General features: G+C 73.9%; 18 protein-coding genes and 1 pseudogene. 16 read left to right on the forward strand and 3 right to left on the reverse strand.

The features are described 5' to 3' along the window. A pseudogene (locus ACFYMP_RS05455) lies at positions 1–118 on the forward strand (tRNA 2-thiouridine(34) synthase MnmA); the annotation flags it as partial. Here ACFYMP_RS05455 and ACFYMP_RS05460 read toward each other — a convergent pair. Continuing rightward, positions 100–426, reverse strand: a complete 327-nt coding sequence (locus ACFYMP_RS05460; RefSeq protein WP_388850835.1) for a DUF427 domain-containing protein — start codon at positions 424–426, stop codon at positions 100–102. The pseudogene ACFYMP_RS05455 and the gene ACFYMP_RS05460 sit on opposite strands and share 19 nt — an antisense overlap. A gap of 138 nt (positions 427–564) precedes the next feature. Here ACFYMP_RS05460 and ACFYMP_RS05465 point away from each other — a divergent pair, with 138 nt between their 5' ends. From ACFYMP_RS05465 to ACFYMP_RS05535, 15 genes are all read left to right on the forward strand, one after another. Then, the gene (locus ACFYMP_RS05465; RefSeq protein ID WP_388850838.1) at positions 565–1,104 is read left to right on the forward strand and encodes a TIGR00730 family Rossman fold protein; all 540 of its coding nucleotides are present in this window, start codon (positions 565–567) and stop codon (positions 1,102–1,104) included. A gap of 70 nt (positions 1,105–1,174) precedes the next feature. Further along, positions 1,175–1,864, forward strand: a complete 690-nt coding sequence (locus ACFYMP_RS05470) for an SDR family oxidoreductase (protein WP_388850841.1) — start codon at positions 1,175–1,177, stop codon at positions 1,862–1,864. 80 nt (positions 1,865–1,944) lie between these two features. After that, the gene (locus tag ACFYMP_RS05475) at positions 1,945–2,943 is read left to right on the forward strand and encodes a methionine synthase (protein WP_388850844.1); all 999 of its coding nucleotides are present in this window, start codon (positions 1,945–1,947) and stop codon (positions 2,941–2,943) included. Between the two features lie 61 nt (positions 2,944–3,004). After that, positions 3,005–5,260, forward strand: a complete 2,256-nt coding sequence (gene ligA, locus ACFYMP_RS05480) for an NAD-dependent DNA ligase LigA (RefSeq protein ID WP_388850847.1) — start codon at positions 3,005–3,007, stop codon at positions 5,258–5,260. A 209-nt stretch (positions 5,261–5,469) separates the two neighbouring features. After that, complete coding sequence (locus tag ACFYMP_RS05485; protein WP_388850850.1) at positions 5,470–7,635, forward strand: putative bifunctional diguanylate cyclase/phosphodiesterase; 2,166 nt, start codon at positions 5,470–5,472, stop codon at positions 7,633–7,635. 167 nt (positions 7,636–7,802) lie between these two features. Next, positions 7,803–8,102 carry an Asp-tRNA(Asn)/Glu-tRNA(Gln) amidotransferase subunit GatC gene (gatC, locus tag ACFYMP_RS05490; protein ID WP_363149104.1) on the forward strand — a complete coding sequence of 100 codons (300 nt, stop codon included), beginning with the start codon at positions 7,803–7,805 and terminating at the stop codon, positions 8,100–8,102. 2 nt (positions 8,103–8,104) lie between these two features. After that, positions 8,105–9,598: an Asp-tRNA(Asn)/Glu-tRNA(Gln) amidotransferase subunit GatA gene (gene gatA / locus ACFYMP_RS05495; protein WP_388850854.1), complete on the forward strand. Its 1,494-nt coding sequence runs from the start codon at positions 8,105–8,107 to the stop codon at positions 9,596–9,598. Continuing rightward, a complete protein-coding gene (locus tag ACFYMP_RS05500; protein WP_363149106.1) occupies positions 9,595–9,837 on the forward strand; it encodes a hypothetical protein in 243 nt (80 codons plus the stop codon). Before gatA ends, ACFYMP_RS05500 begins: the two co-directional genes overlap by 4 nt. A gap of 16 nt (positions 9,838–9,853) precedes the next feature. Then, on the forward strand, positions 9,854–11,365 hold the full coding sequence (gene gatB / locus ACFYMP_RS05505) for an Asp-tRNA(Asn)/Glu-tRNA(Gln) amidotransferase subunit GatB (RefSeq protein WP_388850858.1): 1,512 nt from the start codon (positions 9,854–9,856) through the stop codon (positions 11,363–11,365). Between the two features lie 299 nt (positions 11,366–11,664). Then, a complete protein-coding gene (locus tag ACFYMP_RS05510; RefSeq protein ID WP_388850862.1) occupies positions 11,665–13,944 on the forward strand; it encodes an MMPL family transporter in 2,280 nt (759 codons plus the stop codon). Between the two features lie 61 nt (positions 13,945–14,005). After that, the gene (locus ACFYMP_RS05515) at positions 14,006–14,578 is read left to right on the forward strand and encodes a GNAT family N-acetyltransferase (RefSeq protein WP_388850865.1); all 573 of its coding nucleotides are present in this window, start codon (positions 14,006–14,008) and stop codon (positions 14,576–14,578) included. A 35-nt stretch (positions 14,579–14,613) separates the two neighbouring features. Further along, a complete protein-coding gene (locus tag ACFYMP_RS05520; protein WP_388850868.1) occupies positions 14,614–15,297 on the forward strand; it encodes a hypothetical protein in 684 nt (227 codons plus the stop codon). A gap of 215 nt (positions 15,298–15,512) precedes the next feature. Beyond that, the gene (locus ACFYMP_RS05525; protein WP_388850871.1) at positions 15,513–15,686 is read left to right on the forward strand and encodes a hypothetical protein; all 174 of its coding nucleotides are present in this window, start codon (positions 15,513–15,515) and stop codon (positions 15,684–15,686) included. A 140-nt stretch (positions 15,687–15,826) separates the two neighbouring features. Next, positions 15,827–18,907 carry a helix-turn-helix transcriptional regulator gene (locus tag ACFYMP_RS05530; protein WP_388851037.1) on the forward strand — a complete coding sequence of 1,027 codons (3,081 nt, stop codon included), beginning with the start codon at positions 15,827–15,829 and terminating at the stop codon, positions 18,905–18,907. Between the two features lie 115 nt (positions 18,908–19,022). Then, positions 19,023–19,343, forward strand: coding sequence for a DUF6191 domain-containing protein (locus ACFYMP_RS05535; protein WP_388850874.1), 321 nt, complete (start codon positions 19,023–19,025; stop codon positions 19,341–19,343). Positions 19,344–19,404: 61 nt separating this feature from the next. Here the strand turns inward: ACFYMP_RS05535 and ACFYMP_RS05540 are convergent, their stop codons facing one another. Both ACFYMP_RS05540 and ACFYMP_RS05545 read right to left on the reverse strand, forming a co-directional pair. Next, positions 19,405–20,595: a PQQ-dependent sugar dehydrogenase gene (locus ACFYMP_RS05540; protein ID WP_388850877.1), complete on the reverse strand. Its 1,191-nt coding sequence runs from the start codon at positions 20,593–20,595 to the stop codon at positions 19,405–19,407. Positions 20,596–20,878: 283 nt separating this feature from the next. Beyond that, entirely contained in the window at positions 20,879–21,952 is a 1,074-nt protein-coding gene (locus ACFYMP_RS05545) for an aldo/keto reductase (protein ID WP_388850880.1), read from the reverse strand. Positions 21,953–22,020: the final 68 nt, after the last annotated feature.

Here is a 22,020-nt window from a genome sequence, read left to right on the forward strand (position 1 = left end):
CCTCGACGTGACCGGCCTGACCGCCGTACGCCCCCGCTGGTGCGGGACGGCACCCACCGGGCCCGGCCGGTACACGGCGCAGCTGCGCGCCCCCGGCTCTCAGCCGGCGACGACCTCCGTGTCGTAGAAGCAGTAGTGCCCCTTGATCGCGGCGACCTCCTTCTTCGGCTCCTCGTACGCCCAGACCAGATCCGGGGCGTCCGGCAGCGACCAGTAGGAGGCGTCGCCCTTGAACGGGCAGTGCGTCGAGGTGCCCGAGGGCGTCAGCAGCGCCGTGCGGACGTCCTCGGGCGGCAGGTAGTAGCGCACCGGGCAGCCCGTCTCGCGCAGGACCAGCGGCCGCCGGCTCTCCGCGAGCAGCTCCCCGTCGTGCACGACCCGCACGTGTTCCCCGCCCCGCTCGACCGTGATCGTGTGTCCCGCCATGGTGGTGTCCTCCCGTATCGTCCGCGCTGTGACGCGCGTCGGCTGACAGGTTCAGCTCCCCGTCCCCGCCGAGTGTTCCCGCGCGCCGCGCGAAGCCCCCCTTCCGGGAGGAAACCGGCGCGCCGTACCGTGGCGCCCATGAACATCTGCGTCTTCCTCTCCGCCGCCGACCTCGACGAGCGCTACACCCGGCCCGCCCGCGAGTTCGCCGAACTCCTCGGCAAGGGCGGCCACACCCTCGTGTGGGGCGGCTCCGACACCGGCCTGATGAAGGTCGTCGCGGACGGCGTCGAGGCGGCCGGCGGGGAGCTGCTCGGCGTCTCCGTCGAGTTCCTGTCGCACAAGGCCCGCCCCGGGCTCGACACGATGGTCGTCACCAAGGACCTCGCCGAACGCAAGGCACAGCTCCTGGAGCGGGCCGACGCGATCGTCGTCCTGGTGGGCGGGGTCGGCACCCTCGACGAGGTCACCGAGATCCTGGAGCTCAAGAAGCACGGCCGGCACACCAAGCCCGTCGTCGTCCTCAACACCGAGGGCTTCTACGACGGCCTCAAGCAGCAGTTCCAGCGCATGGACACCGAGGGCTTCCTGCCGCTTCCCCTCACCGATCTGGTGTTCTTCGCCGAGGACGCGGTCGGCGCGCTCGCCTACGTCGAGGAGGCGGGCGGCCTGCGCTGAGCACGCCTCCCCGGGGCCCGCGCCCGGCCCGGCGCGGATCGCGCGCCGGGCCGGTGGGACGATGGGCCGCATGGCTACCCATGTGATCACCGGCGCCGGCTCCGGCATCGGCGCGGCCCTCGCGCGCCGCCTGCACGAGCGCGGCGACGAGCTCGTCCTGCTCGCCCGCGACGCCGGACGCGCCAAGGAACTCGCCGCCCAGCTGCCCGGCGCCCGCACCCTCGTCGGCGACCTCTCCGACCCCGACCGGCTCTCCTGGGCCTTCTCGCACCAGAGCCTGCCCGACCGGGTCGACTCGCTGCTGCACGTCGCGGGCGTCGTGGACCTCGGCAGCGTCGCCGAGACCACGCCGAAGACCTGGCGCCACCAGCTCAACGTGAACCTGCTCGCCCCCGCCGAGCTGACCCGGCACTTCCTGCCGCAACTGCGGGCCGCCCGCGGCACCGTCGTCTTCGTCAACTCCGGCGCCGGACTCTCCGCGAGCCCCGAGTGGGGCGCCTACGCCGCGTCCAAGCACGGCCTCAAGGCCCTCGCCGACTCGCTGCGCGGCGAGGAGAAGCAGCACGGCGTGCGCGTCACGACGGTCTACCCGGGGCGCACCGCCTCCCCGATGCAGGCCAAGATCCACCACCAGGAGGGCAGGCCCTACGACGCCTCCGCGTGGATCGACCCGGACTCGGTGGCCACCGCCGTCCTGACCGCCCTCGACCTCCCGGCGGACGCGACGATGACAGACGTGACGGTACGGCCCGGAGGCTGACCCGCGGGCCGCGCGTACGGGTACCGGCCCGGCTCGTGGGCCGGGCAGTGACCCCTCCCACCTCGGCCTACCCTTACCGGGTGACTGAATCCACCCCCTGGCCCGCAGCGACAGCCATCGGCTCCCTCCCCGGCACGGACGCCCGCGAGGCGGCCAAGTCCACCACCGGCTCCTTCGAGGACTTCCCCTACCTCGCGGAGCTGCCCGCCAGGGGGCCGGGCGCGGACATGACGGGCCGCACCATCGGCCTGCTGGCCGAGCTGTACGCCCACGTCGAGCCCAGCGGCTGGCGGGTCAGCGACCGCCCCGGGCGCGACACCCGCCGGGCGCGCTCCTGGATGGGGGAGGACCTCGACGCCCTGGAGGAGTTCACCCAGGGCTACGAGGGCTTCCTCAAGGTCCAGGTGACCGGCCCGTGGACGCTTTCCGCCGCCCTCGAACTGCGCGGCGGGGAGGCCGCCCTCTCCGACCCCGGGGCCACCCGCGACCTCACCGCCTCCCTCGCCGAGGGGCTGCGCGCCCACCTCGCCGAGGTCCGCCGCCGCATCCCCGGCGCCCGCGTCGTCCTTCAGCTCGACGAGCCCTCGCTCACCGCCGTGCTCAGCGGCCGGGTGCGCTCCGCGAGCGGCTACCGCACCTACCGCGCCGTGGACCGCCAGCTCGTCGAGTCCGGGCTGCGGGAGATCCTCGCCGTCCACGACGGACCCGCCCTCGTGCACTCCTGCGCCCCCGACGTGCCCTTCGCGCTGCTGCGCCGGGCCGGGGTGGACGCCGTCTCCTTCGACTTCTCACTGCTCACGGAACGTGACGACGAGGTGCTGGGGGAGGCCGTCGAGTCCGGCACCCGGCTGTTCACCGGTGTCGTGCCGGGCACTGACAGCCCATTGTCCGACCCTGCCGGTAGCGTCATGGGGGTCAGGGCGTTGTGGCGCAGGCTGGGGCTGTCACCGGCGATCCTCTCGCAGGCCGTCGTGGTGACCCCGTCCTGCGGACTCGCGGGTGCCTCACCCGCGTACGCACGGGCGGCGATGGCGCACTGCGCCCGCGCGGCCCGTTCGCTCGCGGACCACCCGGAGTGACCGACGGGGCCCCGCGAGCAGGGTGACGAACGGGACGACGGCGACAACGGGAGGACGGACGATGGCAGGCGAGGAACAGGACGGCGCGGACGTGACGAGCGGCGCCACGGCGGACACCGGCGCGGCGGGACCGGCGGAGTCGACGGTGCCGGCCGAGGCGCGCGAGGAGCACAACACCCTCGCCCAGCAGGTCGAGGAGCACCGCTTCCGCTACTACGCGAAGGACCAGCCGGTCGTCAGCGACGCCGAGTTCGACCGGCTGCTGCGCACCCTCCAGGAACTGGAGGAGCGCTATCCCGAACTGCGCACGCCCGACTCGCCGACCCAGAAGGTCTCCGGCGCCTACGAGGGGTTCACCCCCTTCGCCTCCGTCGAGCACCGCGAGCGCATGCTCTCGCTCGACAACGTCTTCGACGACGAGGGGCTCGCCGCCTGGGCCGAGCGCCTCGCCAAGGAGATCGGCGCCCCCGGCTACCACTACCTGTGCGAGCTGAAGGTCGACGGCCTCGCCGTCAACCTCACCTACGAGGAGGGCCGGCTGACCCGCGCCGCCACCCGGGGCGACGGCCGGGTCGGCGAGGACATCACGCCCAACGTCCGCACCATCTCCGACGTCCCGGCCCGCCTCCGGGGCGAGAACGTCCCCGCCCTGGTCGAGATCAGGGGCGAGGTCTACTTCCCGATGGAGGACTTCGAGGCGCTCAACGCCCGCCTCGTCGAGGCCGGTGACAAGCCCTTCGCCAACCCGCGCAACGCGGCGGCCGGTTCGCTGCGCCAGAAGGACCCGGCCGTCACCGCGACCCGCCCGCTGCACATGGTCGTGCACGGCATCGGCGCCCGCGAGGGCTTCGACATCGACCGGCTCTCGCAGGGCTACGGGCTGCTGCACGACTGGGGCCTGCCCACCGCCCGGCACAACAAGGTGGCCGACACCCTCGACGGCGTACGGGAGTTCATCCGCTACTACGGCGAGAACCGGCACTCCGTGGAGCACGAGATCGACGGGGTCGTCGTCAAGCTCGACGAGATCCCGCTCCAGGGCCGCCTGGGCTCCACCTCCCGGGCCCCGCGCTGGGCCACCGCCTGGAAGTTCCCCCCGGAGGAGGTCAACACCAAGCTGGTGGACATCCGCGTCGGGGTCGGCCGCACCGGCCGGGTCACCCCCTACGCGGTCGTCGAGCCGGTCACCGTCGCCGGCAGCGAGGTCGAGTTCGCGACCCTGCACAACCAGGAGGTCGTCAAGACCAAGGGCGTCCTGATCGGCGACACCGTGGTCCTGCGCAAGGCCGGGGACGTCATCCCGGAGATCCTCGGCCCCGTCGCCGATCTGCGCGACGGCAGCGAACGCGCCTTCGTCATGCCCGCCGAGTGCCCCGAGTGCGCCACCCCGCTGCGGGCCATGAAGGAGGGCGACATCGACCTGCGGTGCCCCAACGCCCGTTCCTGCCCGGCCCAGTTGCGGGAGCGGATCTACTACCTCGCCGGACGCAAGAGCCTCGACATCGAGCACTTCGGCTACGTCGCGGCGACCGCCCTCACCCAGCCGCTGGAACCGCAGGAACCTCCGCTGAAGGACGAGGGCGACCTCTTCGACCTGACCGTCGAGCAGCTCCTGCCGATCCGCTCCCACGTCCTCGACCCCGACTCCGGTCTGCCCAAACGCGACCCGGACACCGGGGAGGAGAAGATCGTCACCTTCTTCGCCAACAAGGAGGGCGAGGCGAAGAAGAACACCCTGTCGATGCTGGAGAACATCGAGGCGGCCAAGCAGCGCCCGCTCGCGCAGATCATCACCGGCCTCTCCATCCGGCACGTCGGTCCCGTCGCCGCCCGCGCGCTCGCCCGCGAGTTCCGCTCGATCGACCGGATCGACCAGGCCGGCGAACAGGAACTCGCCGACACCACCGGCGTCGGCGGCATCATCGCCGCCTCCGTCAAGGAGTGGTTCGCCGAGCCCTGGCACCGCGAGATCCTGCGCAAGTGGAAGGCCGCCGGGGTCCGCATGGAGGAGGAGGGGGCCGACGAGGACAGCGGCCCGCGCCCCCTCGAAGGACTCACCGTCGTCGTCACCGGAACCCTGGAGCACCACACCCGGGACGGCGCCAAGGAGGCCCTGGAGAGCCGTGGCGCGAAGGTGACGGGTTCGGTTTCGAAGAAGACCGCTTTTGTCGTTGTGGGCGATAACCCCGGTTCGAAATATGACAAAGCTGTGTCGCTGAAAGTCCCCGTCCTCAACGAGGAAGGCTTCGCGATCCTCCTCGACCAGGGCCCGGAGGCGGCCACGGAGGCGGCTCTTCCCCCTGCTGAGGAGGGCTGAGGCACCGCCCGTACGGGCGCATACCGGAAGCATCCGGGTGGCTGGGGCGCATTCGGGCAACCCTCGGCTACGCCTGCCCCAGGAAGCCTTCAGCGGCCTACTGTTGGGAGACGCGCCTGCGGTGGACTCCCGTGTGGTGGAGTTTCGGACGTGGCGCTGAAGGCTTCGAGCCGCGGTACGGGCTGCCGTCGGCTGTGAGAGGGACGGGAATGGAACCGACCGAGAGCGTCGCCCCAGTCTCCTGGCTGCGGCTGCGCAGAGGTGTGCGGGCCCTGTGGGCAAGCGGTACCGGGCGGACGGGCCCCGCGCTCCCCGAGCGGCTCCCCCCGTCCAGGCGCGCGGGGCCGGGGGAGCGCGGCGGGCGACCAGCCGCCCTGCCCCTCGTCGTGGTCGCCCTCGCCGCCGCGCTTCTGGGCGCCGGAGTGGTCCGTGCCCTCGGCGCGCGCCACGGCCTGTTCCCCGGATCGGTGGCCGGCTGGTCCTTCGCCGTGCTCACCGGGCTGATCGTCGGCCACCTCGTCGCCCTGGGCCGCGACCGCTGGTGGGGCGGCACCGGCTCCGGCGCCGCCCTCACCCTCGCCGTCCTGCTGCTGTACGGCTGGCTGCCGGCCGTTCTCGTGAGCCTCACGGTCCTCGTGCTCGTCGGCGCGGCCCGCCGCAACCGCTGGCGCCAGGGCGTCCTGCACGGCGCCGTGGACGTCCTCGGCATCGGCGCGGGAGCCCTCGCCCTGGCGCTGTGCGGACAGGTTCCCACCGTCGAACACCCCTGGGCCCCGGCGACCTGGGACCTCTACACCCTGCCCGAACTCCTCCTCGTCGCCGCCACCTATCTCCTCGTCAGCCGCGCCCTGTTGTGGGGCGTGCACGCCCCACAGGGACACGCCCCGCGCACCGCCGCCCGCACCGCGCTCGCCCGCCAGCTCCTCTTCGGCGTCGCCCTCCTCGGCATCGCCCCGCTCATCTGCGTCGTCGCGGCCGCCCGGCCCGTCCTGCTGCCCCTGTTCGCGATCCCGCTGTTCGCCCTGGACTCCACGCTGTGGATGGCCCGCGCCCGTGCCGAGGAACAACTGCGCGACCCGCTGACCGGACTGCCCAACCGGCAGTGGCTGCTGGAACGTATCTGGACCACGCTCGACGAGGCCGAACGCGAGGGGGTGCGCTCCGCCCTCGTCCTCATCGACCTGGACCGCTTCCGCTCCGTCAACGACACCCTCGGGCACCTGGCCGGCGACCGGCTCCTGCTCCAGATCGCGGACCGGCTGCGGCTGGCCCTGCCGCGCGGGGTGGAGGTGGCCCGGCTGGGCGGCGACGAGTTCGCGGTCCTGCTGTCCGTCGCCGACTCCACGACCTCCGCGCAGCGACTGGCCAGATGCCTCGTCAGCGGCCTCGGCGCCCCGCTCGACCTCGACGGGCTCACCCTCGTCCTGGAGGCCAGCGCGGGCGTCGCCGTCTACCCCGACCACGCCCTCGACGCCGAGGGGCTGCTGCGCCGCGCCGACGTCGCCATGTACCAGGCCAAACGGGACCGCACCGGCGTCGAGGTCTACGAGTCCAAACGGGACTCCAACACCCCCGACCGGCTCGGCCTCCTCGGCGACCTGCGCCGCGCGCTCGACGCGGGCGACGTCGAACTCCACTACCAGCCCAAGGTCCGCTTCGACGGCCAGGTCGCCGGCCTTGAGGCGCTCGTCCGCTGGGTGCACCCGGAGCGGGGCAAGGTGCCGCCCGACGAGTTCATCGCCATCGCCGAGACCTCCGGCCTGATGCCGTACCTCACCGAGTACGTGCTGGAGACGGCGCTCGCCCAGGTCGCCCGCTGGCGCGCCCAGGGCCTGTTCGTCCCCGTCGCCGTCAACGTCTCCCCGCGCGACGTGCACACCCCCGGTTTCGCCGGCGCCGTGGCCGGCCGGCTCGCCCGCCACGGGGTCCCGCCGGGGGCGCTCCAGCTGGAGATCACCGAGCACGTCCTGCTGGAGGACCCGCAGCGCGCCGCCGACACGCTGGCCGGGCTGACCGGGCACGGCGTCAAGATGTCCCTCGACGACTTCGGCACCGGGTACTCCTCCCTCGTCCACCTGCGGCGCCTGCCGGTGAGCGAGCTGAAGATCGACCGCTCCTTCGTCGCGCGCCTGGCCGTCGACACGGAGGACGCCGAGATCGTCCGCTGCACCGTGGACCTCGCCCACTCCCTCGGCCTCGTCGTCGTCGCCGAGGGCGTCGAGGACGACGAGACCTGGGAGCGCCTTCGGGACCTGGGCTGCGACGCGGTGCAGGGGTGGCTGGTCTCGGCCGCGATGCCGGAGGAGGAGGCGACGGCCTGGCTGCGCGCGCGGGGGGCGCGGGGCTGGCAGCGCGAGTCCGACCGGGTGGGGTAGCCCGCGAGGGCCGGACGGGCCAGGCCCGCGGCCGGCCGCGCGCCGGCGGGCGGGCCCGCCCGCCGGCGACCGGGGCGGGGACGGGCCAAACCCCGTAACCGCTCGCCCCGCCCGACCCATAGGATTGGGCGAAAGCCCACACACCGAACCCCCAGAAGGATCGCCGCATGCCTGGCATCACGCGCGAGGAGGTCGCCCACCTCGCACGGCTGGCGCGTCTGGAGCTGAGGGACGAAGAGCTTGCGCACTTCGCCGGACAGCTCGACGACATTCTCGGCGCGGTCGCCCGCGTCTCCGAGGTCGCCGACCAAGACGTACCGCCGACCTCCCACCCGCTGCCGCTGACCAACGTCATGCGCGCGGACGAGGTCCGTCCCTCGCTCAGCCCCGAGCAGGCGCTCTCCGGGGCCCCCGCGCAGGAGCAGCAGCGTTTCAAGGTGCCGCAGATCCTGGGTGAGGAGAGCTGAGCATGTCGGAGATCATCAAGCTCACCGCCGCCGAGACCGCCGAGAAGGTCGCCTCCGGCGAGCTGACGGCCGTCGAGGTCACCGAGGCCCACCTGGCCCGCATCGAGGCCGTGGACGAGAAGGTCCACGCCTTCCTGCACGTCGACCGCGAGGGCGCGCTCGCGCAGGCCCGCGCCGTGGACGAGAAGCGCGCCCGGGGCGAGAAGCTCGGCCCGCTGGCCGGCGTCCCCCTCGCGCTCAAGGACATCTTCACGACCGAGGGCGTGCCCACCACGGTCGGCTCCAAGATCCTCGAAGGCTGGATCCCGCCGTACGACGCGACCGTCACCAAGCGACTCAAGGCCGCCGGCGTCGTCATCCTCGGCAAGACCAACATGGACGAGTTCGCCATGGGGTCCTCGACCGAGAACAGCGCGTACGGGCCGACCGGCAACCCCTGGGACCTCACCCGTGTCCCGGGCGGCTCCGGCGGCGGCTCCAGCGCGGCGCTCGCCTCGTTCCAGGCGCCGCTGGCCATCGGCACGGACACCGGCGGCTCGATCCGCCAGCCCGCCGCCGTCACCGGCACGGTCGGCGTCAAGCCGACCTACGGCGGGGTCTCCCGCTACGGGATGGTCGCCTTCTCCAGCTCGCTCGACCAGGGCGGCCCCTGCGCCCGCACCGTCCTCGACGCGGCCCTGCTGCACGAGGTCATCGGCGGCCACGACCCGCTCGACTCGACTTCCATCGACGCTCCGGTCCCGCCGGTCGTCGAGGCCGCGCGCAACGGCAGCGTCGACGGCCTGCGGGTCGGCGTCGTCCAGCAGTTCCGCGGCGAGGGCTACCAGGCCGGGGTGCTCCAGCGCTTCGACGAGTCGGTGGAGCTGCTCAGGGAGCTCGGCGCCGAGATCGTCGAGCTGGACTGCCCGTCCTTCGACCTCGCGCTGTCGGCGTACTACCTGATCGCGCCCTCGGAGTGCTCCTCCAACCTCGCGCGCTTCGACGCCATGCGCTACGGGCTGCGCGTGGGCGACGACGGCACCCGCTCCGCCGAGGACGTCACCGCGATCACCCGCGAGGAGGGCTTCGGCGACGAGGTCAAGCGCCGCGTCATCCTCGGTACGTACGCGCTCAGCTCCGGCTACTACGACGCGTACTACGGCTCCGCCCAGAAGGTCCGCACCCTCATCACCCGGGACTTCGAGAGGGCCTTCGAGCAGGTCGACGTCATCGTGTCGCCGACCACGCCCACCACCGCCTTCCCGATCGGCGAGCGCGCCGACGACCCGATGGCGATGTACCTCGCGGACCTGTGCACCATCCCCACCAACCTCGCCGGCAACGCCGCCATGTCCCTGCCCTGCGGTCTCGCACCGGAGGACGGACTGCCGGTGGGCCTGCAGATCGTGGCTCCCGCCATGAAGGACGAACGGCTCTACAAGGTCGGAGCCGCCGTCGAGGCCGCGTTCGTGGAACGCTGGGGCCACCCACTTCTCGAGGAGGCACCGTCGCTGTGAGCAACACGCTGAGCAAGGCCAAGGGTTTCAAGAAGTCCAGGACCGGCACCTACGTGTCCATGGGCACGACCGCGTTCGGCGCGATCAACGTCGTCAAGCAGGCGAAGAAGGCCCGCACAGAGGGGGACAAGCTGCGGCTGGTCGACGCCGTGGTGACCGCCGCCGGCATCGTCACCGGGCTGGCCATCCTCTACCGCGAGCTGAAGCGCCTCGGCGACGACGACGTCCTGCTGGGCTGAGAGGGAAAGTTTCACCGTGACCGTCACTACCGATCTGGTGTCGTACGAGGACGCCCTCGCGTCCTACGACCCCGTCATGGGCCTTGAGGTCCACGTCGAACTCGGCACCAGGACCAAGATGTTCTGCGGCTGCTCCACGGAGCTGGGTGCCGAGCCCAACACGCAGACCTGCCCGACGTGCCTGGGCCTGCCCGGTTCGCTGCCGGTGGTCAACGCCGTCGGCGTCGAGTCCGCCGTCAAGATCGGCCTCGCGCTGAACTGCTCGATCGCCGAGTGGTGCCGCTTCGCCCGGAAGAACTACTTCTATCCGGACATGCCGAAGAACTTCCAGACCTCCCAGTACGACGAGCCCATCGCCTTCGACGGTTACCTCGACGTCCAGCTGGAGGACGGGGAGGTCTTCCGGGTCGAGATCGAGCGCGCCCACATGGAGGAGGACACCGGCAAGTCGAAGCACGTCGGCGGCGCGACCGGCCGCATCCACGGCGCCTCGCACTCGCTGCTCGACTACAACCGGGCCGGCATCCCGCTCATCGAGATCGTCACCAAGCCGATCGAGGGAGCGGGCACCCGGGCCCCCGAGGTGGCCCGCGCCTACGTCGCCGAGCTGCGCGAGCTCATCAAGGCGCTCGGCGTGTCCGAGGCCCGGATGGACCGCGGCCAGATGCGCTGCGACGTGAACCTGTCCCTGCGCCCGCACGGGCGCGAGGAGTTCGGTACCCGCTCGGAGACGAAGAACGTCAACTCGCTGCGCTCCGTCGAGCGCGCGGCGCGCTTCGAGATCCAGCGGCACGCCGCGGTGCTCTCCTCGGGCGGCACGATCCTCCAGGAGACCCGCCACTTCCACGAGGAGGACGGCTCCACGACCTCCGGCCGGATCAAGGACAACGCGGAGGACTACCGGTACTTCCCGGAGCCCGACCTCGTGCCCGTGGCCCCGCCGAGGGAGTGGGTCGGGCAGCTGCGCGAGAAGCTGCCCGAGCTGCCGCTCACGCGCCGCAACCGGCTGCGCGAGGAGTGGGGTGTCAGCGCCCACGACATGCAGTCCATGCTGAACGCCGGGGCCATCGACCCGATCGTCGAGACGATCGCCGCCGGGGCCCCCGCCGACCAGGCCCGCAAGTGGTGGATGGGCGAGCTGGCCCGTAACGCCAACGAGTCGGGCCGCGTCCTGGACGAACTGCCCATCACCCCAAAGCAGGTCGCCCGCGTCACCGCGCTGGTCGCCGCGGGGGACCTCAACGACAAGCTCGCCCGTCAGGTCATCGAGGGTGTGCTCGCCGGCGAGGGCGACCCGGACACCGTCGTCGAGAAGCGCGGCCTCAAGGTCGTCTCCGACGAGGGCGCGCTCGGAGCCGCCGTCGACGAGGCCATCGCGGGCAACCCCGGCATCGCCGACAAGATCCGGGGCGGGAAGGTCGCCGCGGCCGGGGCGCTGGTCGGCGCCGTCATGAAGGCCACCCGCGGCCAGGCGGACGCCGCGCGCGTCAAGGAGCTGATCCTCGAGAAGCTCGGCGTCGAGGGCTGAGCGCGTAGCTCACGGCCTGAGGGGCGGCGCCCGGTGGAACATCCCACCGGGCGCCGCCCCTTTCGCGTGCGCGGTCCCGGGATGCGGCGCGCCGGGCGCGTCCGTTCGCGTAGGCACGGGATAAGTACCTGTGAGGAAGCGCACGAAACGGTCAAAGGATCTCTTCCTGCTGGGACAGTAACCGGAACCAGCCGGTCCGGTATTCCGCTTCCCGGCGGGTCAGGGCACGCGCTCCGTGCGGCGCCCGTGCGCCGAGGGCTCTCCCTCCGCACGTCCACGAACCACTCAGGGAGACGTCCGTGGCAGCACTCGCACGGTGGTGCGTCCACCACCGCCTCCTCACCGTCGCCCTGTGGCTGCTGGTCCTGGCCGCCACCGCGACCGGGGCGCTGTGGGCGGGGTCCGCGTACTCCAACGACTACGAGGCGCCGGGCACCGAGTCCGGACGGGCGACCCGGCTGCTGCACGAGGACTTCCCCGGGCTCGACGGCGACAGCGACACCGTCGTCTGGCACAGCGAGCACGGCACCGTACGCGCCGCCGCCGTCGAGCAGACCATGGGCCGCACGCTCGACGAGATCGGCGCGCTGCCCGGCGTATCGGCCGTCCGCAGTCCCTACCACGGGCAGGGCGGTGGAGGCGGGATCAGCGCCGACGGGCACACCGCCTACGCGACCGTCACCTACACCGGCCGGGCCGAGGACATCGGCGCCGAACGGGCCGGGGCCGTCCTCGACACCGCCCGGTCGGCGCGCGGCGAGGACCTCCAGGTGGAGGTCGGCGGCAGCGTCGTGGCCCTCACCGAGGCGCCCGGGGCGCACCTGAGCGAGGCCGTCGGCGTCGTCGTCGCCGGGATCGTCCTGTTCCTCGCCTTCGGCTCGCTCGCCGCGAGCCTGCTGCCGCTGGCCACCGCCCTCGTCGCGGTCGGCACCGCCTACAGCGCGATCACCCTGCTCGGCCACGCCATGACGGTCGCCGACTTCGCGCCGATGCTCGGCATGCTCGTCGGCCTCGGAGTCGGCATCGACTACGCGCTGTTCATCGTGACCCGGCACCGCAGAGGGCTCAGACGCGGCACCGGCGTCCAGGAGTCGGCGGTGACGGCGGTCGCCACCACGGGCCGCGCCGTCGTCTTCGCCGGCGCCACCGTGTGCGTCGCGCTGCTCGGCCTGCTCATCCTGCGCCTGTCCTTCCTCAACGGCGTCGCTCTCGCCGCTGCCCTGACCGTGCTGCTCACCGTGGCCGCCTCCGTCACCCTGCTGCCCGCCCTGCTCTCCTTCACGGGCAGCAGGGCGCTCAGCCGCCGCGAACGCCGCAGGCTCGCCGAACGCGGCCCCGGGCCCGAGACGCCCACCGGGTTCGCCGCCCGCTGGTCGGCCTTCGTCGAACGCCACCCGAAACCGCTCGGCCTCGCCGCCCTCGCCGTCATGGCCGTCCTCGCCCTGCCCACGCTCTCCCTGCACCTCGGCACCTCCGACCAGGGCAACGACCCGGCCACCGCCACGACCCGCAAGGCGTACGACCTGCTGGCGGGGGAGGGCGGGCCCTCCGGCTTCGGGCCCGGCGTCAACGGCCCCCTCACCCTGGTCAGCCCCGTGGCCGGCGCCGCCGAACGGCTCGCCCTCGACCGGCTCGGCCCCGCCCTGGAGGGCACCCGCGGTGTCGCCTCCGTCAGCCCCGTGACGTACAACGCCGAGGGCACCGCCGCCGTGCTCACCGTCGTCCCCGAGTCCGCGCCCCAGTCCGAGGCCACGAGCGCACTCGTGCGGCGCCTGCGCCACGAGGTCCTGCCGCGCGCCGAGTCCGGCACCTCGCTGGAGTTCGCGGTCGGCGGCGTCACCGCGAGCTACGACGACTTCGCCCGGCTCATCGTCGGCAAGATGCCGCTGTTCGTCGGCGTCGTGATCGCCCTCGGCAGCGTCCTGCTGCTGCTCGCCTTCCGCTCCCTGGCGATCCCCCTCAAGGCCGCCGCCATGAACATCGCGGCCGTCGCCGCCGCCTTCGGGGTGGTCGTCGCGATGTTCCAGTGGGGCTGGGGCAGCGACCTGCTCGGGCTCGGCGCCGCGGGCCCCGTCGAACCCTTCCTGCCGGTGATCATGGTCGCCGTCCTGTTCGGACTCTCCATGGACTATCAGGTGTTCCTCGTCAGCCGCATGTACGAGGAGTGGCGGGAGACCGGCGACAACCGGCGCGCCGTCCGGGTCGGGCTCGCCGAGACCAGCCGCGTCATCAACTCGGCCGCCGTCATCATGATCTCCGTCTTCCTCGCCTTCGTCCTCAGCGGGGACCGCGTCATCGCGATGTTCGGCATCGCCCTGGCCACCGCCGTCGCGCTCGACGCCTTCGTCCTGCGCACCCTCCTGGTCCCCGCGCTCATGCACCTGCTGGGCGGCGCCAACTGGTGGCTGCCCGCGCGACTGGACCGGCTGCTGCCGCGCCTGAGCATCGAACCGCCCGAAAGCGCCCACGCCGCCGCGCCCACCGCTGTCCCCGCGCCCGCCGGAGCGTCTACGATGCAGCCCGCCGCGGCCCCGGTGAGCGGGGCCGAGCCCGGCCGGCGACTGTCCGGAACGAGCTGAGCCCACCGCCGGCCCCCGCCCGGCAGGTCCCGGCGGTCCACCGCACCCGGAGAGGAGCACCGTGTTCGCGAGATCCCTCGGCGAGGACGGGGCCGAACTGCGCCCCCTCGAACTCTGGAACGCCGCCGAACTACTGGCCCACATGGACCGGGGCCGCGACTACATCGGCACGTACATCGGCTTCGCCGACGCCGTGCGGGACGAGGACTCCGCGCGCGCCCTGCTGCGGCGCTACGCCGAACAAGGCGCCGCGGACGGCGCCCGGATATACGGGCTGTGGCTGGACGGGCTGCTCGTCGGGGGCGTCCTGTTCCGCGTCTTCGACGCCGCAGCCGGGACCTGCGAGATCGGCTGCTGGCTGGAGCCCCGGGGCGTGGGACGGGGCCTGGTGACGCGCGCCGTCCGCGTCCTGATCGACTGGGCCGTCGAGGAACGCGGCATCCACCGCGTCGAATGGGTCGCCGCCTCCGCCAACACCGCGAGCCTCAAGGTCGCCGAACGGCTCGGGATGACCCGCGAGGGCGTCCTGCGCGAGAGCCACCCGCACCGCGGCCTGCGGTACGACACCGAGATCTGGTCGGTGCTCGCCCCCGAGTGGCGCGCCGCCCGCTTCGGCCCGGACAGCGCGCGTTAAGACGCCTCTCAGACTCCGTCCGTACGGTGCGGGCCATGGATACGAAGACGACCGCGGGCGCCGCACCGGGCGGCGCCGAGACCGACAACGAGACCAACGACAAGGCGGGCGTCGACACCCCTCCCCGGCAAGACCCCGACACGACCCAGGAAGCCGGGCCCACCACGCACCGCGCGGAGGCCGCCTCCGACGACGGGGCCGCGGCCGACACCGGCGCGGCGGACGCGGAGGCCCGCCACGAGGACCCGGACGAGGACGGTCCGCAGGGCGAACCGGAGGACGCCACGCCGCCCCTCGCCCCGCGGCCCGCGGGCACCGGCCTCGGCGCCGGGGCCGTCGTCTCCGCCGCCCTGGGCTTCGTCTCCCTCTCCGGCAGCTGGATCGGCACCGTCGCCGGTGACCGCCAGTCCCTCGCCGGGCAGCTCAAGGCCCAGTCCGCGCAGCAGGCGCAGTCCGCGAGCGACGTCCGCGAGCAGCTGAGCGGTGTGTACGGCGACTCCTGGCACCTCACCGCGTGGTTCGGCGGCGCCTTCGCCCTCGTCGCCCTGCTCGTCGGGGTCTTCGTGCTGGTCCGCCCGGCCTTCGGCGCCCCCGGCCGCGCGGACAGCGCCCGGTGGGTCAAGTCCGTCGCCTGGGGCGGCGTCGTCCTCGCCGTCGTCGGACTGGTCCTCGCCGTCCTCAAGGTGACCGACGTGGTGCTCGGCATCCCCTCGGTGTAGGGCGGGACACCGCCGGGACACGGGGCGCGGGGGCCGCGGCTCCCAGCCCCTCCGCGTACCCGCGCCCGGCGCCTAAGGCCCCGGCCCCGCGCGGATAAGGCGGTCCGCTCCCGGGGACCCGTCATCCTCCCGATGCGGCCCCGCCCCCTGCCCGAGCACTGTGGAGACCTCGCGACAGTCGCGAGGCACCACACGCAACACCGGGGGTACACCGCATGTTCGAGTACGAGTTGGCCCAACTGCGCCACGCCCAACTGGAGGCGGAGGCCCGCGCCCGGCGACTGCGGCGCGAGGCCAGGGCCGCCCGGCGCGCCGAGCGCGGGGCCGCCCGGGGGAGCGAGGCCCCGCGCCGCACATGGGGGCGCAGCCGCTTCACGCGCGCCGCCTGAGCGGCGGGGTTCGCGCCATGGACAGAAGCGGTCCGCCGGCCGGGGCACCCGCCCCGGCCGGCCGCGCCGCCCCGCTCGCGCCCCGCCCCGCCCTCCCCGGCCCCCCGACAATTCCGCGCGTGCTGTCGCACCGCTGTGCGATGCTCGGTCCCGTGGAGATCGAGTCCGTCAGTCCTGTGTTCGTAGGCCGCGCCGAGGAGTTGGACGCGCTGCGCGCGGCCCTCGCGCGCGTGGGCGCCGCGCCCGAGGGCCCCGGCCCGGCGGCCGGCGAGAGCACCGGGCCGAGGACCCTGCTGCTCGGCGGGGAGGCCGGCATCGGCAAGACGAGGCTCGTCGAGGAGTTCACCACCGCCGCGGACCGCGAGGGCGCCGTCGTCGCCCTCGGCGGCTGCGTCGAGATCGGCGCCGAGGGACTGCCCTTCGCCCCCTTCTCCGCGGCCCTGCGCTCCCTGCGCGCCCAGCTCCCCGCGGCGTTCGACGAGGCCGTCGAGGACCGCACCGGCGAACTCGCCCGGCTCCTGCCCGAACTCGGCGAGGCGGAGGAGAGCGGGCACCACCCCGACGCCCTCGCCCGCCTCTTCGAGCTGACCGTCACCCTGCTGGAGCGGATCGCCGCGCGCCGCCTCGTCGTGCTCGTGCTGGAGGACCTGCACTGGGCCGACGCCTCGACCCGGCACCTGCTCGCCCACCTCTACCGCAACCTGCGCGCCGGGCGGCTCCTCGTGCTCGCCACCTACCGCTCCGACGACCTGCACCGCCGCCACCCGCTGCGCCCCCTGCTCGCCGAACTCGACCGGCTGCGCACCGTCCAGCGCCTCGAACTGCACCGCCTCGACCACGAGCAGGTACGCCGGCAGATGACCGGCATCCTCGGCACCGCACCCGAACCGGCCGTCCTCGACGAGGTGTTCCGCCGCTCCGAGGGCAACCCCTTCTTCGTCGAGGAACTGACCGTCGCCTCCTTCGAGGGCTGCCGCGTCGGCCTCAGCGAGTCCCTGCGCGACCTGCTGCTGGTGCGCGTCGAGGCGCTGCCCGAAGAGGCGCAGACCGTGGCCCGGCTCGTCGCCGAGGGCGGCTCGGCCGTCGAGCACCCGCTGCTCGCCGCCGTCAGCGCGATGAGTGAGGACCGGCTGATCGCCGCACTGCGCGCGACCGTCGGCGCGAACCTCCTGAGCCCGACCCCGGACGGCGAGGGCTACCGCTTCCGCCACTCCCTGGTGCGCGAGGCCGTCTCCGACGACCTGCTGCCCGGCGAGCGCTCCCGCATCAACCGCCGGTACGCCGAGGCCGTCGAGGCCGAACCCGCGCTGGTGTGCGCCGACGCGCGTCCTGCCCGGCTCGCCAGCTACTGGTACCACGCGCAGGCCCCCGACAAGGCGCTGCCCGCCGTGCTCGACGCCTCCGTCGAGGCCCGCCGCCGGCACGCCTACGCCGAACAACTGCGGATGCTGGAACGCGCGATGGAGCTGTGGGACGCCGCCCCGCGTCCGCTGCCCGACGCCCTCAGCCCGATGGCCGAGGCGTACCCGCCGTCCGGCCGCGACCCCAGGAGCACCACGCTCGCACTGCTCGACGTGCTGGCCGAGGCCACCGAGGCGGGCCGCATGTGCGGGGAGCGCGAGCGCGCCCTCGCCCTCACCAAACGCGCCCTGCGCCTGGTCGACGAGGCCGCCGACCCGCTGCGCGCCGCCTGGTTCTGGGTCCAGCGCTCCCGGCTCGTCACCAATCTCACGCGCGGCGACGGCTGGGAGGAACTGCGCACCGCGAGCGAACTCGTCAAGGGCCTGCCGCCCTCCGCGGTGCACGCCGAGGTCCTCGCGCACGTCGCCGGCTGGGAGATGCTGTACAACCCCGGCCCCGACAGCCTCGTCTCCGCGCAGCGCGCCGTCGACTACGCCCGTATGGTCGGCGCCCAGGACACCGAACTGAGCGCCCGCACCACCCTCGGCTGCCTCCTCGTGGACTCCGGCTCCGTCGAGGCCGGCCTCGCCGAGCTGCGCGCCGTCAAGGAGCGCTCCACGGCCCTCGGGCTCGCCCCGCACATCGGCCGCGTCCACGTCAACCTGCCCTCCTCGCTCGAAAGCATCGGGCGCTCCGCCGAGGCCGTCGAGGTGCTGCGCGAGGGCACCCGGCTCGCCCGCCGCTACGGGCTCGCGGGCACCGCCTCGTACGTGTGGAACAACCTCGCCGAGTCCCTGCTGTCCCTGGGCCGCCAGGCCGAGGCCGAAGGGGCCCTCGCAGAAGCCGACCGCACCTCCGCGGGCACCGCCTCCCGCGGTTTCACCGCCTGTCTGCGCGCCGAGCTGGCGCTGCGCCAGGGCGCGTACGCCCGGGTGCGGCAGGAGATGACCGCCGCCGCCGGGTACGCGCCGGGCGCGGGCCGGGACACCCCGCAGCGCGAACTGCCGACACGCACCCTCGCCGTCACCCTCGCCGCCCGGGAGGGCCGCGTCCTGGAGGGCCGGGCCCTGGTCCTCGCCGCGCTGGACGCCGGTTTCGCGACGGGCGTCCACCGCTACGCCTGGCCGCTGCTGCTCGCCGGAGCCGAACTGGAGGCCGACGCCCGCGGACTGCCCGCCGCCGAACCGGGCCGCGAGGCCGTCCTCGACCGGCTGGAGCACGCCGCCCGCCGGCTGACCACCCCCGCCCCCGTGTGGCAGGCCCACGCCCAGTGGGTGCGCGCGGAACTGCGCCGGGCCCGGGGCGAGGACACCGCCGCCGACTGGGCCGAGACCCACGCGGCGGTACTGCCCCTGGACCGCCCCCACGACCTCGTACGGGTCCGGCTGCGGCTCGCCGAGGCGCTGCTCGCCGAGGGGGACAGGGAGGCCGCTCTCGCCCTGCTGCGGCAGGCGCACGGCGCGGCGAGCGCGATGGGTGCCTCAGCCGCGGCCGAGGCCGCCGCGCAGACCGCCCGCCGGGCCAGGCTGTCCCTCACCGAGACCGCCCCGGCCGCCGGGCCGTCCCAAGGCCCGGTCGACCCGGCCGCCGAGCTGGGCCTGACCTCCCGCGAGCGCGACGTCCTGCGTCTGGTCGCGGCCGGGCGCAGCAACCGCCAGATCGCCGAGACGCTGTTCATCTCCCCGAAGACCGCCAGCGTCCACGTCTCGCACATCCTGGCCAAGCTCGGCGTCACCGGGCGCGGGGAGGCGGGGGCGCTCGCCCACCGGCTGCGGCTCTTTCCGGCGGAACAGCGGCAGACCGAGGGCGCCGTCTCCTGAGCCGCCCCCGGCCCGGCGGCCACCCCGCAGTGCGCGGGCTCACGCGCCCGGCCCCGTTCTTTCGCCGGGCACCTCGCTTACGCTGGCTTGTGATGCCTGGTGGCGGGAGGTCACTGTGTTCAACGCGTTCGAAGCCCTGTTCTCGCCGGGACGCAAGCACACCGAGGACGAGAACCGCCGGCTGGAACTGACCCGCGAGCAGCTCGGCGACGCCGACCCGGGCCGGGGCCCGATAGACCTCAGCTCCGGCAGGGTCACCGTGACCGTCACCGCGGGCCGGGGCCCCCAGGCGCCCACCCGTGAGGCCGCGGACGCCGAGGAGGACGGGGCCGCCGAGGAGGACGGGGCCGCCGGGCCCGGGGACGGGGCGGGCCCCCGGACGCCCCCGTCACCGGCCCCGTCCGCGTCCACCGACCCGGGCGCCTGGAAGCCGTGACGAAGGGCCGGCGCGCGGTCGCCACCCGGTCCGGGCGAACGGACGGCGGGGTGGCCGGGTGTCACCTCACCCGGACCTCCAGAATCCTGTCGTCCCCCTTCTGAGGGGTGCCGCGCGAGTCCGTCTCGTTGGTGAGCACCCACAACCTGTCGCCGCCCGCCGCGACCGCCGCGCGCAGCCGCCCGTACTTCCCCTTGAGGAAGGGCTGCGGATCGGCCGCCTCCTTCGTGCCCTTGAGCGGGACCCGCCACAGGGCCTCGCCGCGCAGACCCGCCATCCACACCGAGCCCCCGGCCCACGCGATGCCGCTCGGCGAGGACTGCGAGGTCCGCCACTGGGCGACGGGGTCGACGAAGTCCTTCCCGCCCGCCCGGCCCTCCGCCTTCGGCCAGCCGTAGTTCCCGCCCGGCTCGATCAGGTTCAGCTCGTCCCAGGTGTCCTGGCCGAACTCGGAGGCCCACAGGCGGTTGTCCGCGTCCCACGCGAGGCCCTGCACGTTGCGGTGGCCCCAGGACCACACGAGGGAGCCGGGATCGGGGTTGCCCTCGGCGGGACGGCCCTCCGGCGTCATCCGCAGGATCTTGCCCGCCAGGGACTTCCTGTCCTGCGCCAGGCCCCGTTCGCCGGTCTCCCCGGTCCCCGCGTACAGCATCCCGTCCGGTCCGAACGCGATCCGCCCCCCGTTGTGCACCGTGCCCTTGGGGATGCCGCGCAGCACCGTGTTGGGCGCCCCGAGCTGCTGACCGGCCGGTTTCCTCTCGTCGTACAGCAGACGCGCGATCCGGTTGTCCGACTCGGTCGTCAGGTACGCGTACACGAAGTGGTCCGAGGCGAAGCGGGGCGAGACGGCGATCCCCAGCAGACCGCCCTCCCCGGCCGCGGCGACCCCCGGCACCGTGCCCACCTCGGTCTTCTTGCCCGAACCGGTGTCCACCCGTACGAGCTTCCCGTCGTCGCGGAGGGACACGAGCAGGTCCCCGCCCGGCAGCGGGGCGAGCCCCCACGGCGCCTTCAGACTGTCGGTGACGGTGCGGACGACCTCGGCGGAGCCCTTCGCGGGCGGTCCCTTCCCGGCCGGGCTCGCCGAGGGCCCGGTGGCCGAGGGCCCGGTGGCCGAGGGCGGTGAGGAGCCGGAGGGCCCGGCGGACACCGGCGACCACCTGCCCTCCTCGGCACCGTCCGAAGAGGAACATCCGGCGGTGAACAGCACTCCCGCTGCGGCCAGCGCGGCGGCCACGGTTCTGCCTCGCATCAAGCGGTCCTTCCCTCGCGGTCCCGACGGCCCCGGCGGACCGTCGTCGATACCGGGTCCTGATGAGACTCACCGGGTCTTTCTGAGATACACCGGTCCCCTCGAAGGTTCCCCCCCGGCGGCCGGAGACGCGCCGCGAACAGACTCGGCGGGCCTCAACCAGCAAAGCAACCCCCGGCCATCGGCCCCCAGCCGTCGGCGCCCGGCCGTCAACCCCCCAGCCATAGGCACATCGCCCATCAACCTCCAGCCATAGGCACACAGCCGTCGGCCCCCCCCGCCCTCAGTCCCAGGAGCCCAGGGCGCGCGGCAGTCGCGCGATCTCGGCCAGATCCCGCTCCGTCAGCCGCAGCCGCGCCGCCGCCGCGTTCTCCGCCGCCCACCGGGCCCGCTTCGTCCCCGCGAGCGCGACGATCCCGCGGTCCCGGCTCAGCACCCAGGCCAGCGCGACCTGCGCCACCGTCGCCCCGTGCCGCCGCGCGACACGTCGCAGCCCCGCCACCACCGGCTGGTTCGCCGCCATCATCTCGGCGGTGAACCGCGGATGCCGCGCCCGTACGTCCTCCGGCTCGAACCCCTGACCGGGCGTCAGCGTCCCCGTCAGGTACCCGCTGCCCAGCGGCATCGCCGCGAGGAAACCGACGTCCCGCGCCGCACACCACGGCACCAGACGGGCCAGCGCCTCCGGCGACCACACGGACAGCTCCGCCTGCACCGCGCTCACCGGGAACACCTGCTGGACACGCTCCAGCTGACGCACGGTCGCCGCGTACGGGTCCTCGGCGGGGACGGGCGGACCCGGCCGCACACCGCCGCGCGCGCCCGCCGCCACCCGCTCACGCGCCGGAACACGGCGCGGCGCCGGCAGCCGCCGCGCGGGCTGCGGGTTGAACGCGCACAGCCCCAGCGCCCTGACCTTGCCCGCCGCGACCAGCTCGGCCATCGCCCCCCAGGTCTCCTCCACCGGGACCTCCGGATCGGGACGGTGCAACTGGTACAGGTCGATCACCTCGGTCTGCAACCGGCGCAGGGAGGCGTCGCAGGCCCGCCGCACGTACCCCGGCCTGCCGTTGGTGACGAGATGCTGCTCGCCCACCAGCAGCCCGCACTTCGTGGCCAGAAAAGCCTCGTGGCGCCGCGCGCCCAGCGCCCGCCCCAACAGCAGCTCATTGGTGAACGGGCCGTACATGTCGGCCGTGTCCAGCAGGGTGCTGCCGTGGTCGAGGGCCGCCCGCACCGCCCGTACCGACTCCTCGCCGCGCTGCTGCGAGCGGGTGTAGGCCCAGCTCATCGGCGCGCAGCCGAGACCGACCGCGCCCACCTCAAGAGCCGCGGAGCCGACTGTCCTGCGCTCCAACTGGTCCGTCCTCCCGCCGCGCCGTCCGCGCACCAAATTAACCTCCGGGCCGCCCGCCCCCGCGCCCG

It is taken from the genome of Streptomyces sp. NPDC007088, assembly GCF_042869355.1.
GTDB lineage: Bacteria > Actinomycetota > Actinomycetes > Streptomycetales > Streptomycetaceae > Streptomyces.

Bases quoted from the DNA above. Each gene is read 5' to 3' on its own strand.
- ACFYMP_RS05460 (WP_388850835.1), bottom strand. From the start codon at position 426: ATGGCGGGACACACGATCACGGTCGAGCGGGGCGGGGAACACGTGCGG.
- ACFYMP_RS05465 (WP_388850838.1), top strand. From the start codon at position 565: ATGAACATCTGCGTCTTCCTCTCCGCCGCCGACCTCGACGAGCGCTAC.
- ACFYMP_RS05470 (WP_388850841.1), top strand. From the start codon at position 1,175: ATGGCTACCCATGTGATCACCGGCGCCGGCTCCGGCATCGGCGCGGCC.
- ligA (WP_388850847.1), top strand. From the start codon at position 3,005: ATGGCAGGCGAGGAACAGGACGGCGCGGACGTGACGAGCGGCGCCACG.
- ACFYMP_RS05485 (WP_388850850.1), top strand. From the start codon at position 5,470: ATGGAACCGACCGAGAGCGTCGCCCCAGTCTCCTGGCTGCGGCTGCGC.
- gatC (WP_363149104.1), top strand. From the start codon at position 7,803: ATGCCTGGCATCACGCGCGAGGAGGTCGCCCACCTCGCACGGCTGGCG.
- gatA (WP_388850854.1), top strand. From the start codon at position 8,105: ATGTCGGAGATCATCAAGCTCACCGCCGCCGAGACCGCCGAGAAGGTC.
- ACFYMP_RS05520 (WP_388850868.1), top strand. From the start codon at position 14,614: ATGGATACGAAGACGACCGCGGGCGCCGCACCGGGCGGCGCCGAGACC.
- ACFYMP_RS05525 (WP_388850871.1), top strand. From the start codon at position 15,513: ATGTTCGAGTACGAGTTGGCCCAACTGCGCCACGCCCAACTGGAGGCG.
- ACFYMP_RS05530 (WP_388851037.1), top strand. From the start codon at position 15,827: ATGCTCGGTCCCGTGGAGATCGAGTCCGTCAGTCCTGTGTTCGTAGGC.
- ACFYMP_RS05540 (WP_388850877.1), bottom strand. From the start codon at position 20,595: ATGCGAGGCAGAACCGTGGCCGCCGCGCTGGCCGCAGCGGGAGTGCTG.